This window comes from Pelotomaculum schinkii, from assembly GCF_004369205.1.
GTDB lineage: Bacteria > Bacillota > Desulfotomaculia > Desulfotomaculales > Pelotomaculaceae > Pelotomaculum_C > Pelotomaculum_C schinkii.
Genome location: NZ_QFGA01000002.1, coordinates 784,198 through 798,907, shown reverse-complemented (window position 1 = coordinate 798,907; position 14,710 = coordinate 784,198). Strand labels below are relative to the sequence as shown.

Below are 14,710 nucleotides of genomic sequence, written 5' to 3'. Positions count from 1 at the left end.
GAGGTTCTTATCCGGAGGGATATTCATGGATAGAGACAAAGCAAAATCATTGCTCATGGAGTTTATCACAGAAATCCCCAATTTTCTCAAACTGATGTACCGCCTGGTTAAAGATCCCCGTGTTTCAACCGCCGACAAGGCGATCCTGGGGGCTGCCATCGCCTACGTCTTTTCTCCGGTGGATCTGCTCCCTGATTTTATCCCGTTTTTAGGTCAGGTCGACGACGCTTACATCGTGGCCATTGCCCTGCAGAGGCTGTTGAATTCCGCAGGGGAGGACGTTATCAAGGAACACTGGGAAGGCAGTGCGGGGGCCATTGCTTCCCTGCAAAGCATTATTGAATCGGCTCTGTTCTTTTTGCCAAAGAATGTGGTGGAAAAACTTACTAAAAAAATCATTTAGGGTATGCATATGGAAAGAAAGACTTTGCAAAGGCTGGAATACCAAAAGATACTGGAACAGCTGGGCTCCTTTACCGGTTCTCCTTTAAGCCGTGAGCTGGTGATGGAACTGGAGCCGGTTGACGATCTGGCTGCAATCCTGGGGTGGCAGGCTGAGACCAGCGAGGGGCGGGAACTGCTGCGGCTGGATCCGACCGCGGAAATCGGCGGCTGGAAGGACATCAGGGTGCAACTAAAACGCGCCGGGAGCGGCGCCGTCCTCGAGCCGGGTGAATTGCTGGCGGTGGCGGATACGCTTTCGGCCGGCAGGGCTATAAAAGCTTTCCTGCAGGAAAAACAGGAGCGGTACCCCATCTTAAGCCGGCTGGCTGATTCCCTGGCCTCCCTGCCGGATCTGGAAAGACAAATAAAAAAGGCTATCCTGCCCGGTGGCGAGGTGGCTGACGGAGCTTCCGCCGAACTCGCTCAGGTGAGACGGAAAATTATGAACCATCAGCTCCAGATCAAGGAACATCTGGAACACGTCATTCGCTCTCCCAATTACCAGAAATACCTCCAGGACCCGATTGTGACGGTCCGGGAAGGGCGGTATGTGGTACCGGTCAAAATTGAATACCGCACCCAGGTGCCCGGTATCGTGCATGATCAGTCCGCCAGCGGCGCCACCCTGTTTATCGAACCGATGGCGGTGGTGGATAAAAATAACGAACTGCGCCGTCTGCTGCTGGTGGAAAAGCAGGAAGTCGCGCGAATACTTTCGGAGTTATCCGACGGTGTTTCCCGGCAGGTAGACAGTATATCCATATCCCTTGAAGCCCTGGGCGAGTTCGATTTTATTTTGGCCAAGGCCAGATACAGCCGGAAACTTGACGCCTGGGCGCCTGTGCTGCAGGGCGAGGCCTACATGGATATCAGACAGGGCAGGCATCCCCTGCTGAAGGACGAGGCAGTGCCGGTTAACCTCCGCCTGGGCGAGGATTTCGACACCCTGGTCATAACCGGTCCCAATACCGGCGGCAAAACAGTTACGTTGAAGACCGCGGGCCTTTTGGTCCTGATGGCCCAGTCGGGTTTGCACATTCCCGCCGGAGACGGCTCAAGGCTGGGGATTTTCAGGCAGGTCTTTGTTGATATCGGTGATGAGCAGAGCATTGAGCAAAGCTTAAGCACTTTTTCTTCACACATGACCAACATCGTAGACATCGTCCGGCGGGCCGGGCGTGACAGCCTGGTTATTCTGGACGAATTGGGGGCGGGGACAGATCCGACCGAAGGCGCGGCGTTGGCCCAGTCCATCCTGGAGAAGCTCCACGCCTCGGGGGCCAGGACCATCGCCACCACGCATGCCAGTGAGCTAAAGAACTTTGCCTATACCCGCGAACGGGTTGAAAATGCCAGCGTGGAATTTGACGCCGTAACCTTAAAGCCCACCTACCGCCTTTTAATCGGTAAGCCTGGCCGCAGCAACGCTTTTGAAATAGCGTCAAGGCTGGGGCTGCCGGACGAACTGGTGAAAAGGGCCAGAGAGTTCCTGACGGTAGAACAGGTCCGGATCGATGAATTGATGCGCAACCTGGAAAGGACGCAACAGGAGGCGGAGGCAGAGCGGGAAAAGGCGGTGCGCCTGTCGGAGGAAGCCAGGCTGCTGAAAGAGAAGTGCGAGAGGGCGGAAAACGAGCTCAAACAAAAGAAGGAGCAGATCCTGTCCAAAGCCGGGGAAGAAGCCAGGTTACTGGTCCGTGAGGCCAGACAGGAGGCCGAGGCCGCCATCAGGGAACTTAAAGATAAGATGGCCGCAGAGGCGGGCCACGCAAGAGAAAGCGCCATTCAGGAGGCCAGGGCCCGGCTTAAAAAAACCCAGGACCGGGTCAACCGGGCATCGCCTGAGAAAACAGCGGCAGGAGAGGCTCCGCGGCACTTAAGGCCGGGTGAGGAGGTATACCTGCCCAAATTCAACCAGAAGGGCTATGTGCTTAGCCCTCCTGGCCCAAATGGCGAGGTGCAGGTACAGGTGGGTATTATGAAGGTTAATGTACCGCTTAAAGATCTGCGCCGGGCAGAAAAGCCCGAACCACAAAAAGGTCAAAACAAAGTGGGTGGGGTGCTGCTGGACAAGGCCAGAGAGATATCATCCGAACTTGACTTGAGGGGCCTGTATGCGGACGAAGCCCTTTTATTGGTAGAAAAGTACCTTGATGACGCTTACCTGGCCGGCTTATCAAAGGTTTGCCTGATTCACGGCAAAGGTACCGGGTCGCTCAGGACGGCCATCCACAGGGAACTGAACGGACACCGCAGGGTGAAGTCTCTACGCCTTGGTGAACAGGGCGAAGGGGGCTACGGAGTCACGGTGGTGGAACTGGCCTGATATTAACTATTGTTTCTGTGGGTTCTCATAAAGTTTGAAAATGATTTACCCCTATCAGATTTGAGAACCGATAAAAGCATAGCTTGAGATGTCTCTTTTGTCACACTCAAAAATACTATTAACGGCTTTGAGCAGTGGCATGCCCGGATGGGCGCGCAGTTTAGAGTTCGTTTAGGTTGACAAGATAGTTAAAGAGAGAAAGAAATTTATTAGTAAAAGTTTGAAAAGAGCCTTTTTCCTCGTGAATAAGGCTCTTTTTTTAACAATTGTTTGGTATATATAACAGGTTCCAAAAGAGCGTAAGGTAAAATATTTTGGTTCTTCTCAGCATTTAGAACAAGATGTTTTTCAGCTTCAGCCTGAATCCATTTCTTCTTCCTTTTTAGTCAGTTGCGAATCCAGACAAGATTTTGTGAGAAATAGACACGATTTTACTAATTTTAGATAAGAATTATAGACATTTTTTCATAAGCTGGTAACCTTAAATAGCCAAAAAAGGGAGATGTGAATGTAAAGGTAAATAATTTCTTTAAGGAGAGTTAGGTATGAGAAAAAAATTAACCATGATACTTGTGGTGGTATTTGCTCTTTTGGTTTGTTCTGCCGGTACTATGGCCGCTAGCGAAGGGCGGATAATCTATGTGAATTGCAACGCCACCGGTGACAACACCGGATCCTCCTGGGTTAACGCCTTCACCAGCCTGCAGGCAGCGTTGGATGTTGCGCAGCCCGGTGACGAGATTTGGGTGGCTGCCGGGACATATAAACCGACCAGCGAATATGGCCTGGGTATTGGTGAGCGTGGCAAGCACTTCGAAATGAAGAACGGGGCGGGTATCTACGGTGGCTTTGCCGGGACGGAGAGCACGAGATCCGGGCGCGACTGGACTGCGCACTCGACCATCCTAAGCGGTGATATTGGTGTAGAGGGTAATGCCAGCGACAACTGTTATCACGTATTTTATCATCCGGCTGGTCTTGCCCTCAACCAAACCGCCGTACTGGATGGGTTCACTGTTACCGGAGGCGTTGCTAATAGCGGGTTAAATGAAAGTTCCCCCAATGTACACGGTGGCGGGATGTACAACTATAACAGCAGCCCCACGCTGACCAACGTGACCTTCAGCAAGAACTCCAGTCGTAGCGGCGGCGGTATATACAACTATAACAGCAGCCCAACACTGACCCACGTCACCTTCAACGGGAACAGTACCCATAGGCGTGGCGGCGGGATGTCCAACGATCATTACAGTAACCCAACGCTGACCAACGTCACCTTCAGTGGGAACAGTACTAGTGGCTCCGGCGACTACACTGTCTACGGCTTTGGCGGCGGGATGTACAATAATGATCACAGCAGCCCAACGCTGACCAACGTCACCTTCAGCGGGAACAGAGCCGGTGTCTACGGCGGCGGGATGTATAACAATGATTCCAGCAGCCCAACGCTGACCAACGTCACCTTCAGTGGGAACCACTCCGATTATGACGGTGGCGGGATGTCCAACAATAAGAACAGCAGCCCAAAACTGACTAGCGTCACCTTCAGCAACAACTCCGGTGGCTCCGGCGGCGGGATGTATAACTCTTCCAGCAGCCCAACGCTAACCAACGTCATCTTCAACAACAACTACAGTAGGGGCGGCGGTGGGATGTGGAACTCTTCCAGCAGCCCAACGCTGACCAACGTCACCTTCAGCGGGAACAACTCCAGTGGGTTCGGCGGTGGGATGACCAACTATTATTACAGCAGCCCAACGTTGACCAACGTGACCTTCAGCGGGAACAGTGCCAGTGGCTCCGGCGGCGGGATGTACAACTATGCCAGCAGTTCGAGGCTGACCAACTGCATCCTGTGGGGTAATAGCGGCATCCAAATCTACAATACAGATGACAGCAGCGCCACTGTCACTTACAGCGACATCCAGGGCGGTCATCCCGGGAACGGCAACATCGACGCCGACCCGCTGTTCGTGGGGCCCGGCAATTTAAGGTTGCAGGCCGGCTCGCCCTGCATTAACACAGGCAGCAACGACGCCGTAACTGTAACTTTCGACCTGGACGGCAACCCACGTATCGTGTCATTTAACGTAGACATGGGGGCATATGAGTTTTCAGAGCCTTTCCCGCCCGGTTCGCCCGCCTGGCCGTCCGGTAGCAGCCTGACTGCTGGCAATGTAACCCAGAACGGGCTGACCTTGACCTGGACTGCCGCCACGGATGACGTGGGTGTAACAAGCTACAAAATCTATAAGAACAACAACATATTGGATACTGTTAACTTGGATACTGTTGACGGCACACCCACACCCTACAACGTAACCGGCCTCACTTCAGGAACCCGGTATGTCTTCAAGGTGGAAGCAGGTGATGCTGAGGGCAACTGGAGCGCCACCGGTCCCAGTGTTACCGTAACCACTGCAGCCAGCAAACAAATAATCTATGTGAATTGCAACACCACCGGCGACAACACTGGAGCCTGCTGGAGTAACGCTTTCACCACCTTACAGGCAGCGTTAGATGTTGCGCAGCCCGGTGACGAGATTTGGGTGGCTGCGGGTACATATAAGCCGACCAGCGACTATGGCCTGGGTATTGGTGAGCGTGGCAAGCACTTCCAAATGAAGAACGGGGTGGGTATCTACGGTGGCTTTGCTGGAACAGAGAGCACGAGATCCGGGCGCGACCGGACTGCGCACCCGGCCATTCTAAGCGGTGATATTGGTGTAGAGGGTGATGCCAGCGACAACTGTCATCACGTATTTTATCATCCGGCTGGTTTAGCTCTGAACCAGACTGCCGTGCTGGATGGGTGCACTGTCACCGGAGGCAATGCTAATGGCGGGAACAGTGCCAGTTACACCGGCGGCGGGATGTACAACTTTTACAACAACAGCCCAATGCTGACCAACGTCACCTTTAGCGGGAACAGTGCCGTTTACGGCGGCGGGATGTCAAACTTTAACAGCAGCAGCCCGACGCTGATCAACGTCACCTTCAGCGGGAACTATGCCAGTAACCGTTCTGGCGGCGGGATGTGGAACGATAACAGCAGCCCAAAACTGACCAACGTCACCTTTAGCGGGAACAGTGCCGGTATCCACGGCGGCGGGATGTCCAACGATCATTACAGTAGCCCAACGCTGACCAACGTCACCTTCAGCGGTAACCACTCTGATTACGCCGGCGGCGGGATGGAGAACTTTGACAGCAGCCCGACGCTGACCAACGTCACCTTCAGCGGGAACACTGCCAGGAACTCCGGCGGCGGGATGTACAACCATAACAGCAGCCCGACGCTGAGCAACTGCATCCTGTGGGGTAATAGCGGCGCCCAAATCTACGATGGAAGTTTCAGCAACCCCACTGTCACTTACAGCGACATCCAGGGCGGTTATCCCGGGAACGGCAACATCGACGCCGACCCGTTATTCGTGGGACCCGGCAATTTAAGGCTGCAGGCAGATTCGCCTTGTATCAATGCCGGCACCAATGTCCCCTTCGAAGCCGGCGGAGTAGCCCAGGGCGTAACTACTGATTTGAACGGCAGCCCGCGCATCACCGGAGACAGGGTGGACATGGGGGCGTATGAGGCAGGAATTACTGATCTTATCAGCAATGTGATCAGCAAGTTTCAGAAATTGAGCGCTCAGCAGGTAAAAGACGCTCTGGCGATTGGCCAGAGGATCATCGAAAGCGACACAATACCGGATATCCTTAGCCCCGCTCAAAAAAGCCTGCTCAATAATTTGGGTCTGACCAATGCCCAGGTGAAAAGCGCTTATAACAGCGTAATAAGTCAACTGGACACTGAAGAAAAGATCAAAGATTTACAAAGTGGCGATTTAACGAAGTTGGCCAATTTTTTAAAAACGGTTGAAGGTAGTTTTGATCCAGGCTTGAGGAATACTCTTGAGGCAAAAGGTATTACTGTTTTTAAAGCAGTTAAGTTGACAATTGATATTGCTGCGTTGACCTTTGACCCCTTTAGTAATATACCTAAAGCAGATCTTGAGGCAATTCTCGAAGGTGATTTGGGAATAGCTTCTGAGACCGCGGCCAGCTACGGCTTAAATTGGGCCAATATTGAAGCGTTAAGGGATTCCCTGCGTCCTCCTGAGAAGCGTAAGCTTAAAGATATTCTCATTACCATTGGAAGCTTAAGCGATAGCGCCAACCTGAGCGGATTAACTTTAAGCGCAGGAACATTGGATCCAGTCTTTGCGCCAGACATCACCGAGTATACGGTTCTTGTGGGCAATGATGTTAGCGGGTTTACCGTCACCCCAACCACCGCTGACGCCAATGCTACGGTAGAGGTTGACAAAAAGACTGTACAAAGTGGGAATGCGTCCGAGACCATTTCTTTCAGCGGGAATGCCAGAAGGGTTAAAGTTACTGTTACGGTAACCGCACAAAGCGGCACTGAAAAAAAATACACCCTGATAGTACTCAAACCTAAGTAGAAGAGACACCTTATTACCTGAAGCTTTATTTATCGCCTTCTTCAGGTACGATGCAGATGAAGTCAAGCTCCTCGTTTGAGGTACTGCTGAACTGATGGAGTGAACCGGCGGGCACGTATGCAACCGAACCTTCTCCCAGGAGAGTCTCCTTACCGTCGACGAATAAAACCCCCTGCCCGCGCAGGATATAATTTATATGCGGCCAGGGATGGCTGTGGCGGGGCGACTTGCCGCCGTCTTTCAAAGAAAAAAGGCGCATAACCCAGCCTTCCCACCCCTCCTGTGGGCCGATCAAGGTCTTTTTGAAAGCATTTACCGCACCGGGGGCGTTAACTTTTATTTCTTCCAGGTTTTTGACGCTGCCAACGAACACGTTAGATTCCTCCCAAGACTTTTTTCTATTAATTCAGGGTACAAAAAAAAATCCCTGCAGGGGATTTAAATTTGTTTGTTATTAGGAAAAATAAAACCGGGACATGCCCGGTTTTGTTGCTGTTCACCCGGCATGTCTGCCGAGCCGATGGGTTGAGAGAAACCCTGTTACCTAACTAGCGGGAAGACAACCTGTAAGCAAGGGCACCACTGGTAACGGTGGGGTCCGGAGGAAGCCGACGGGGGAACTTGGAACATAGCGCAAGTGATACCGGAGTTGGCTCATCAGGTGGGTAACCTTGCAACAAGTGGGAAAGCCCGAAAGCTAGAAGACCTGGTGAGTTAGGACGGATGAGTTCAAGTTCAGGCAAGCAGACTTTACCGGGGAAGCCCTGTATCATCCTGATAAAACAGGTAAGCTCAAACAAGTGGAAACACAAGGAAGAGAAGACGTGGTGCAGGGTGGCAGATGAGTCCGTAGTAGCGAGAAACCCCCAGCCAATGAAGGCTGGTAACAGACTGGAGGAGAAAACTGAGGGGACATTGCACCTGGTTGCAATGAGGACTAAAGAGCCAAAAGCCTTTAGCACCTGCGAAGGGACGAAGACAAACCAAGGAATGCAAGCAACGTAAAGGTAGTGACGGTTCAAGTGAAGACAACCGCGGCTGAAATGCCAAGGGGTACGGTAGCACCGGGGATGACGAATTTGCTGGCGCAACCGACCGCACAGGACGGAGTAGTCCAAGGAGGCGAGGTATATTGCGAAAGCTAGAGAAGCCCGCAAATTGGACGAAGAAACCGGCAACCGGAACGAGAATGCGAAGGCGAGCATGGCGAAAGGGAGAGAATCATGCGGAAATGGTACAGTTTGAGAGACAAAGTGTATCAGATGGAGAACCTGAGAAAGTCATTTCAGGCGGTGAAGGCCAATAAGGGAGCCCCAGGAATGGATGGGGAGACTATTGAAGCCTTTGAAGCCGGGCTTTCGGAGAACCTCCAGAAGCTGCATGAAGAACTCAAAACCGGCACATACCAACCACAGCCGGTGAGAAGAACCTACATCGAAAAAGAGGACAAAAGCCTAAGACCATTAGGAATACCCGCGATCCGGGATAGAGTGGCGCAACAGGCCCTGAAAAACGTACTGGAGCCCATCTTCGACCCGGATTTCCATCCGTCAAGCTACGGGTACAGGCCGGGGAAATCCTGCCAGCATGCGATAGCCAAGGCGGAAAGGTTCATGAATAAATACGGACTCACATATGTTGCCGACATGGACCTGTCCAAATGCTTTGACACGCTGGACCATGAGTTAATAATCAGGGCAGTAAACAGGAAAGTCAGCGACGGGCAGATTCTGAAACTGGTGAGGCAGTTCCTGAAATCAGGAGTGATGGAAGAAGGAGTGGTAAAAGAGACGGAACTGGGCGCAGCCCAGGGCGGACCAATCTCCCCATTGCTTATGAACATCTACCTTGATGAATTTGACCAAAAGATGAAGGCAGCCGGGATACGAATAGTGCGTTATGCAGATGATATCCTGATTTTCGGAAAAAGCCGGAAACAGGTAGGTCAGTACATGGCCTGCGCCATAGAGATACTGGAAAAAGACCTGAAGCTAAAGGTGAACCGGGAAAAGACCTGCATAACCAGCGTACATCAAGGTGTGGCCTACTTGGGAGTTAACATATACGAAAAGTGGGTGGCCATACATCCAAAAAGAATCAAACGCTTCAAGGACAAGATCAAGAAACTGACCAAAAGGAATCAGGGAAAGAATCTGGAGAACGTCACAAAAGAACTTAATCCTGTATTGCGCGGTTGGGTTAACTATTTCAGGATAGCCAACTGCAAGGCATTGCTGGAGGATCTGATGGGCTGGATAAGAAGGCGGCTCCGGATGAAAAAGATGAAGGAATGGAAGTCATGGAAAGCGCTACACAAGCAGTTGCGCCGGATGGGATATCACGGAAATTTCGAGAAAATCTCTGTAACACTCTGGAGAAATTCAGCGAGCCCGTTAATCAGCATGGCGCTTCCAAACCGGTGGTTCGACACGCTTAAGCTGTTTGATATGACAAAGGTAAAAGTCGGGATTTTGCCTTGTTATTATGAATGATAACGACCGAGGTTTGTCAGGAGCCGTATACGAGGCCCGTACGTACGGTTCTGTGAGAGGGATAATGCTGCAGAGAATTACTGCAGCATTACCCTACTCGATTAGGTTATTCTGTAAGTCCAGTTGTTTCCGTTGTTATTGTCCCAGTTGTTGCCCGAATCCCGGAAACAAAAGGAAACGGTATTGTCTTCCATGTTGAAGCTCTTTTTCCAACCTTCCGGTGTACGCTGCATGCGGTAATCTTCCGTGACGCTCCAGTGCTTGGGGTCGCCAAAACCCGCATGAAGAAATACCTGGGTTGCTCCTGCCTTATTTAGCAGGCCGGTATAATAAACCGTAATGTCACTGGCTTGAGGGTTAAGGGCCTTTACCTGCACACCGCGTTGCTGGTCGGACCATCCCTGATTGTACACTTGTGTCACCTCCTGAATTTTATGATAGTTAGGGTTCGTTTATTATTCTAAACAGAATGCGACTTACTATGAGTACCTTAAAATGGCATCCGGTTCAAGCATTTCAAGTGAAATTGAAAATTGAGAGGCCTTTGTATACTGCATTTCTACGGGGTCAGGTGCGAATGAATTCGCACCTGCATTTTTAAGGTAGAAAAAAGCAAAACCCCCTTCGAAAGGGGTTTTGCTTTTTTCTTTTAAATTATTTTACTGGCTTTTATCTTTATCGCTTTGGTTCTCAGTCTGGTTGGTTTTGTTGGGTTTTGTAACCGGGATGGCCGGGTTGACCGGAGCTCCGGTCTGTTCCGGCGTAATACCCTGGCCGTGTATAGTGCAGGTCTCAGTAGGTACACGCTGGGCGTAATCCAGTACGGTGGCAGGGACCTGGTAGGGCAGTTTAATCAGTGGTTTGATAATCCGGTCAGGACAGTACTGGTTGGGGAGCTGCCCGCTGGCCGCGCAAACTTCCACAAAGACATGCACATTATCCTGCTCCGTTGGCACTGTTCCTTCAGCAAACAAGTCCGTTACCAAAGAGTCGGCAGGTGTGTTTGGCCCCGGCAAAAGACCGGACTTGCTGTCGACCGTTGCCGAGACCACCCCGGTCGGTGGGGTGAAGCCCTGGACCGGAAGGCCGCTTAAGGCTTTGCTCATAATTTCCTGCCAGATTTTGGCCGGATACATGCCGCCATAAGCCTGCTGCATGGATGTGGGAGTATCGTAGCCGATCCACACTGCCGCCGTAAGCTCGGGGGTATAACCAACAAACCAGATGTCCTTACCTTCGTCGGTGGTCCCGGTTTTACCCGCCGCCGGTCTCCCGATTTGGGCGCCGGTTCCGGTACCGCTCTGGATCACCGAGCGCAGCATGTCTGTAATCAGATAAGCGGTGGTAGCCTTCATGGCCGATCGCTGCTTGGAGACATGCTGATCGAGGATGATCCCGTCTGCTTTTTCAACTCTAATGATGGCGGTAGGCTCAATGTACACACCATGGTTGGCAAAAGCGCCATATGCAGCCGCCATCTGCAGCGGTGTCACCCCTTCATGCAGGCCGCCAAGCGCCATGCTGAGGCCGTGCACGTCCGGATCAAGATTTATGCCAAGCCCGGATGCAAACCGGACAGCATTATTAATCCCGGTGTCATTTAAAAGTTTTACGGCAACTATGTTCACTGAACGGGTAAGAGCCTCCCGCAGGGTTAGCAAGCCCCGGAAGACACCGTCAGAGTTGCGTGGCGAGTAGGAGCCATAGCTTACCGGGACATCGTCAACCACCGAGGCAGCCCCGCGTCCAAGGTATTCAATGGCCGGCCCGTAAGCGGCGATGGGTTTGAAAGCAGAACCCGGCTGGCGTGTTGTCTGGCTGGCCCGGTTCCAGGACCTCTTCTGGGTATGTTCCCGCCCACCCACCAGAGCAACGATATGACCGGTTTGAGGGTCGAGGACTACCACTGCCCCCTGGGGTTGCACGACACCGTTGGCGTCTGCGCTTGAGGAGGGGAAGTTGGAGGACCTGCTCATAGCTGCCTCGGCAATCAGCTGTATTTTAGGATCAAGGGAGGTGTATACCTTAAGACCTCCTTTGAATACCTCAGCCTCGCCGTACTTTTCAATCAGTTGTTCAGTTACGTAATCAAGAAAATATGGATACGGGTACTGTCGTTGGGAAACCTCATTGGTGTCCAGCTTCAGTTCCGTATCCTTGGCCTGGTTAGCTTGCTCTTGAGAGATAAAATTGTTCTTGACCATGCTGTTTAGTACAGCGTTACGCCTTGAAATAACGGTATTAATTTGTTTTTCTTTTTCCTGGCCTTCCAAAGTATAAATTTTAAATGGGTTGTAGGCGCTTGGCGCCTGAGGAAGTCCGGCCAGCAGGGCTCCCTCCTCAAGGGTAAGCTCGCTTACATCTTTACCAAAAAAGGTCTGGGCAGCGGCCTGAATGCCGTAGGCGCCTTCACCGAAGAATGTATTATTGAGATACATCTCCAAGATTTCATCCTTGGTGTAGCGCCTTTCCACCTGGAAGGCCAGGATAACTTCCTGGATTTTTCTCTTGACGGTTTGGTCAAGGGTCAGAAAAGAGACTTTGACCAGCTGCTGGGTAATGGTGCTGCCTCCCTCAACGATTTGCCTGGAGGTCAGATCGGACCAGGCGGCCCTGGCAATACCGCGGATGCTGATGCCGTGGTGTTGGTAGAAAGCCGGGTCTTCTATGGCCAAAAAGGCGTTCTTAACATTGTCGGGGATTTCCTCTAAATCAACCGGAACGCTGTTTTTAAGACCAACATTGGTAACCAGGTTGCCGTCCTTGTCGTAAATCATGGTGGAGGCGCCGGATTCCAGGGCGCCCGGGCTGATCACCGGCAAATCCCTGATACTGGTAAAGAGCACGGCCGCCAGCACGCAGCCGGCGCCTATGATGGCGATGCCCAGCAGAAGAAAAAAGAACCGTGAAAGTTTTAACTTCCTTTTTAACCTTCTTGCCAAGTCTTTGATCCTCCATTTAAACAATTTACTGAATTATAACATATCCTTAAGGGCATGTAATAAACAAATATTACCTGTTGGGTAAAGCAAAAAATAAGGCCTCCTGTGGAGGACCTTATCGGAAATTTTATCATCAAAAGGGGTCGAAGGGTGGAAAGTTGGGAGGCAAGTTCGGTTTTTGTATTGGGGTCACCGGCATCTGTGGTAAGGCTGCATAAGGCAGGGGAATGGTAATAATCTGACCGGGGTAAATCAAGTTGGGATTGGTAATTTGGGGATTGAACTGCAATAGCGCCCCCGGCGGGATATTATACCTTAATGCGATTGAAGTCAACGTATCTCCAGGCTGGATAATGTAAAGCGACCCCTTTGGTATGGGGCTTACACCTGCGATTGGAATATGGATAATCTGCCCGGGGTAGATGGCATTCGGATTTACAAGTATTGGGTTGACTCTGACAATGTCTTCAACAGTGACACCAAAGCGGGCCGCGATGGATGTTAACGTATCACCGGGCTGGATGACGTAGTCCATAAGGACACCTCCTTTTTCCCTATAATATTCTTCAGTGGTAGAAAGTGTAACCAGAAGGGACCCTGCTTTCAAAAAAGCCCTCCCTGACATCGTTCACGGTTACAAAGATATGGTCCCGGCGAGGAGAAGATCCGCCTGAAGATGGGCATAAAAAAAACGGCTCAAGATAACCTCGATTATCTGGCCTTGCTTGAGCTTCACCCTCCGGCGCCGCTCTCCATCTACGCAATCGATGAGCCGTCTTGTTCATCGGTACCGGTGATGTTGGCATTGCCGGTGGTGAAGGTGATAACTTTGTCGGTTCCCAACAGCTTTTGATTGGCGCCCTGAAGGTTTTCGGAGATGGTCAGGATATAGACAGTATTTCTATGTAAGCCGTGCCGGGGATGGATAATGATTTCCTTTTTCTTCTCGGAATTATCATTCGGTTCAGCCATGGTAACATCTATCTCAACGGGCTGCTTCTTGCTGCTTTCCATAGAAAAGCACTGCAGATTGTGGTTCCGCACCGCATTGGCAACGACGTTGCTGGAAAATGTCAGCCTGATATCGGTATTAACCGGAACATTCTCGTCGCCGGATGAGATATTGCTGCCGTCCAGTGTCAGTGAAAGATAAGGACTGCACAGTTTCTTGTTAAAGGGCGTGATGTCTATGATTTCGTACGTTGAAAATGTGATCGTGTGGTTTTCTTTCAGATATTTGTAGTTATTGGCTTGCAAGAGTTTGGATATGTTCAGCTTATACGCCCTTCCGTCAGTAAGCCGGATCTGGGGCCTAACAATAAAGGTTCTTTCAGCTCTCTGCCCAAGCATTTTTTTGTTTCCGGGTATGACATCGATAGGCACTTCTTTCATCCCGTCGTCAAACAGATGGAAGCCCGTCATATTCCTCTGTGTGCCGTCCGGGATCCGGTGATCCATGATGGCGGAAACATTGGCAGAGAAGACCAACTCAATTTCAAAACGATCCTGATCAGGGTGGTTAAGATTAATTGCCTGTAAGGTTAATGGGTTCTCACCAGCCGCGTGTCCCTGGGAAAGCGAGGCGATAAATAAATCAAGCGCATCAACCTGTTCGACCGGGAGTTTTCGTATATTGCCGACGATCCTGTTGATCTTCGGCGATTCAGGTTCACTCAACAACTCTTCACCGAGCAACTCGCCTAAACTCATCCCCAGCCCAAGTGATAGTTTCCTTAGAGTCTCAAGCGTCGGCTGCTTTTCTCCGGATTCAATTCTCCAGATAAACGACTGGCTTAGACCGGATTGTTTGGATAACTTGGATGTTGAAAGCATCTGGCGTTCTCTAATCTGTTTCAAGCGATTACCAAAGTTCATGGATGCAGGTCATCTCCCTAGTAAGGATTATGCCATAATTTCAGACAATAAACAATATTTGGTTGTCTGATTCGGTTGCTGCATTTATCAGAATATCTTATTGCTCATTTCATTACTAAACAAAAACATACATAACAAAATAAAATAATTTAATATGTAGTTTTT

The 14,710-nt window shown here is 51.0% G+C and carries 9 protein-coding genes; 4 read left to right on the top strand and 5 right to left on the bottom strand.

Annotated features, from left to right (window positions below; genetic code table 11):
* The first annotated feature begins 25 nt into the window (after positions 1-25).
* The 3 genes from Psch_RS14670 (at position 26) to Psch_RS14660 (ending at position 7,236) form a co-directional block, all read left to right on the top strand.
* Complete coding sequence (locus tag Psch_RS14670; RefSeq protein WP_190258617.1) at positions 26-403, top strand: YkvA family protein; 378 nt, start codon at positions 26-28, stop codon at positions 401-403.
* A gap of 9 nt (positions 404-412) precedes the next feature.
* Positions 413-2,770, top strand: a complete 2,358-nt coding sequence (locus Psch_RS14665) for an endonuclease MutS2 (protein ID WP_190258616.1) — start codon at positions 413-415, stop codon at positions 2,768-2,770.
* 545 nt (positions 2,771-3,315) lie between these two features.
* Complete coding sequence (locus Psch_RS14660; protein ID WP_190258615.1) at positions 3,316-7,236, top strand: choice-of-anchor Q domain-containing protein; 3,921 nt, start codon at positions 3,316-3,318, stop codon at positions 7,234-7,236.
* A gap of 25 nt (positions 7,237-7,261) precedes the next feature.
* On the opposite strand, the gene Psch_RS14655 is transcribed toward Psch_RS14660, so the two are convergent.
* Positions 7,262-7,609, bottom strand: coding sequence for a cupin domain-containing protein (locus tag Psch_RS14655; RefSeq protein WP_190258614.1), 348 nt, complete (start codon positions 7,607-7,609; stop codon positions 7,262-7,264).
* Positions 7,610-8,459: 850 nt separating this feature from the next.
* On the opposite strand from Psch_RS14655, the gene ltrA reads away from it, so the two are divergent.
* A complete protein-coding gene (ltrA, locus tag Psch_RS14650) occupies positions 8,460-9,728 on the top strand; it encodes a group II intron reverse transcriptase/maturase (protein ID WP_190258613.1) in 1,269 nt (422 codons plus the stop codon).
* Between the two features lie 101 nt (positions 9,729-9,829).
* Here the strand turns inward: ltrA and Psch_RS14645 are convergent, their stop codons facing one another.
* The 4 genes from Psch_RS14645 to Psch_RS14630 all read right to left on the bottom strand — a co-directional run bounded on the left by Psch_RS14645 (position 9,830) and on the right by Psch_RS14630 (position 14,545).
* Positions 9,830-10,141: a carbohydrate-binding protein gene (locus Psch_RS14645; protein WP_190258612.1), complete on the bottom strand. Its 312-nt coding sequence runs from the start codon at positions 10,139-10,141 to the stop codon at positions 9,830-9,832.
* A gap of 246 nt (positions 10,142-10,387) precedes the next feature.
* Positions 10,388-12,670: a transglycosylase domain-containing protein gene (locus Psch_RS14640; RefSeq protein ID WP_190258611.1), complete on the bottom strand. Its 2,283-nt coding sequence runs from the start codon at positions 12,668-12,670 to the stop codon at positions 10,388-10,390.
* A gap of 133 nt (positions 12,671-12,803) precedes the next feature.
* Complete coding sequence (locus Psch_RS14635) at positions 12,804-13,205, bottom strand: LysM peptidoglycan-binding domain-containing protein (protein WP_190258610.1); 402 nt, start codon at positions 13,203-13,205, stop codon at positions 12,804-12,806.
* 221 nt (positions 13,206-13,426) lie between these two features.
* The gene (locus tag Psch_RS14630) at positions 13,427-14,545 is read right to left on the bottom strand and encodes an Ig-like domain-containing protein (RefSeq protein ID WP_190258609.1); all 1,119 of its coding nucleotides are present in this window, start codon (positions 14,543-14,545) and stop codon (positions 13,427-13,429) included.
* Positions 14,546-14,710: the final 165 nt, after the last annotated feature.

Bases quoted from the DNA above. Each gene is read 5' to 3' on its own strand.
- Psch_RS14670 (WP_190258617.1), top strand. From the start codon at position 26: ATGGATAGAGACAAAGCAAAATCATTGCTCATGGAGTTTATCACAGAA.
- Psch_RS14665 (WP_190258616.1), top strand. From the start codon at position 413: ATGGAAAGAAAGACTTTGCAAAGGCTGGAATACCAAAAGATACTGGAA.
- Psch_RS14660 (WP_190258615.1), top strand. From the start codon at position 3,316: ATGAGAAAAAAATTAACCATGATACTTGTGGTGGTATTTGCTCTTTTG.
- ltrA (WP_190258613.1), top strand. From the start codon at position 8,460: ATGCGGAAATGGTACAGTTTGAGAGACAAAGTGTATCAGATGGAGAAC.
- Psch_RS14635 (WP_190258610.1), bottom strand. From the start codon at position 13,205: ATGGACTACGTCATCCAGCCCGGTGATACGTTAACATCCATCGCGGCC.
- Psch_RS14630 (WP_190258609.1), bottom strand. From the start codon at position 14,545: ATGAACTTTGGTAATCGCTTGAAACAGATTAGAGAACGCCAGATGCTT.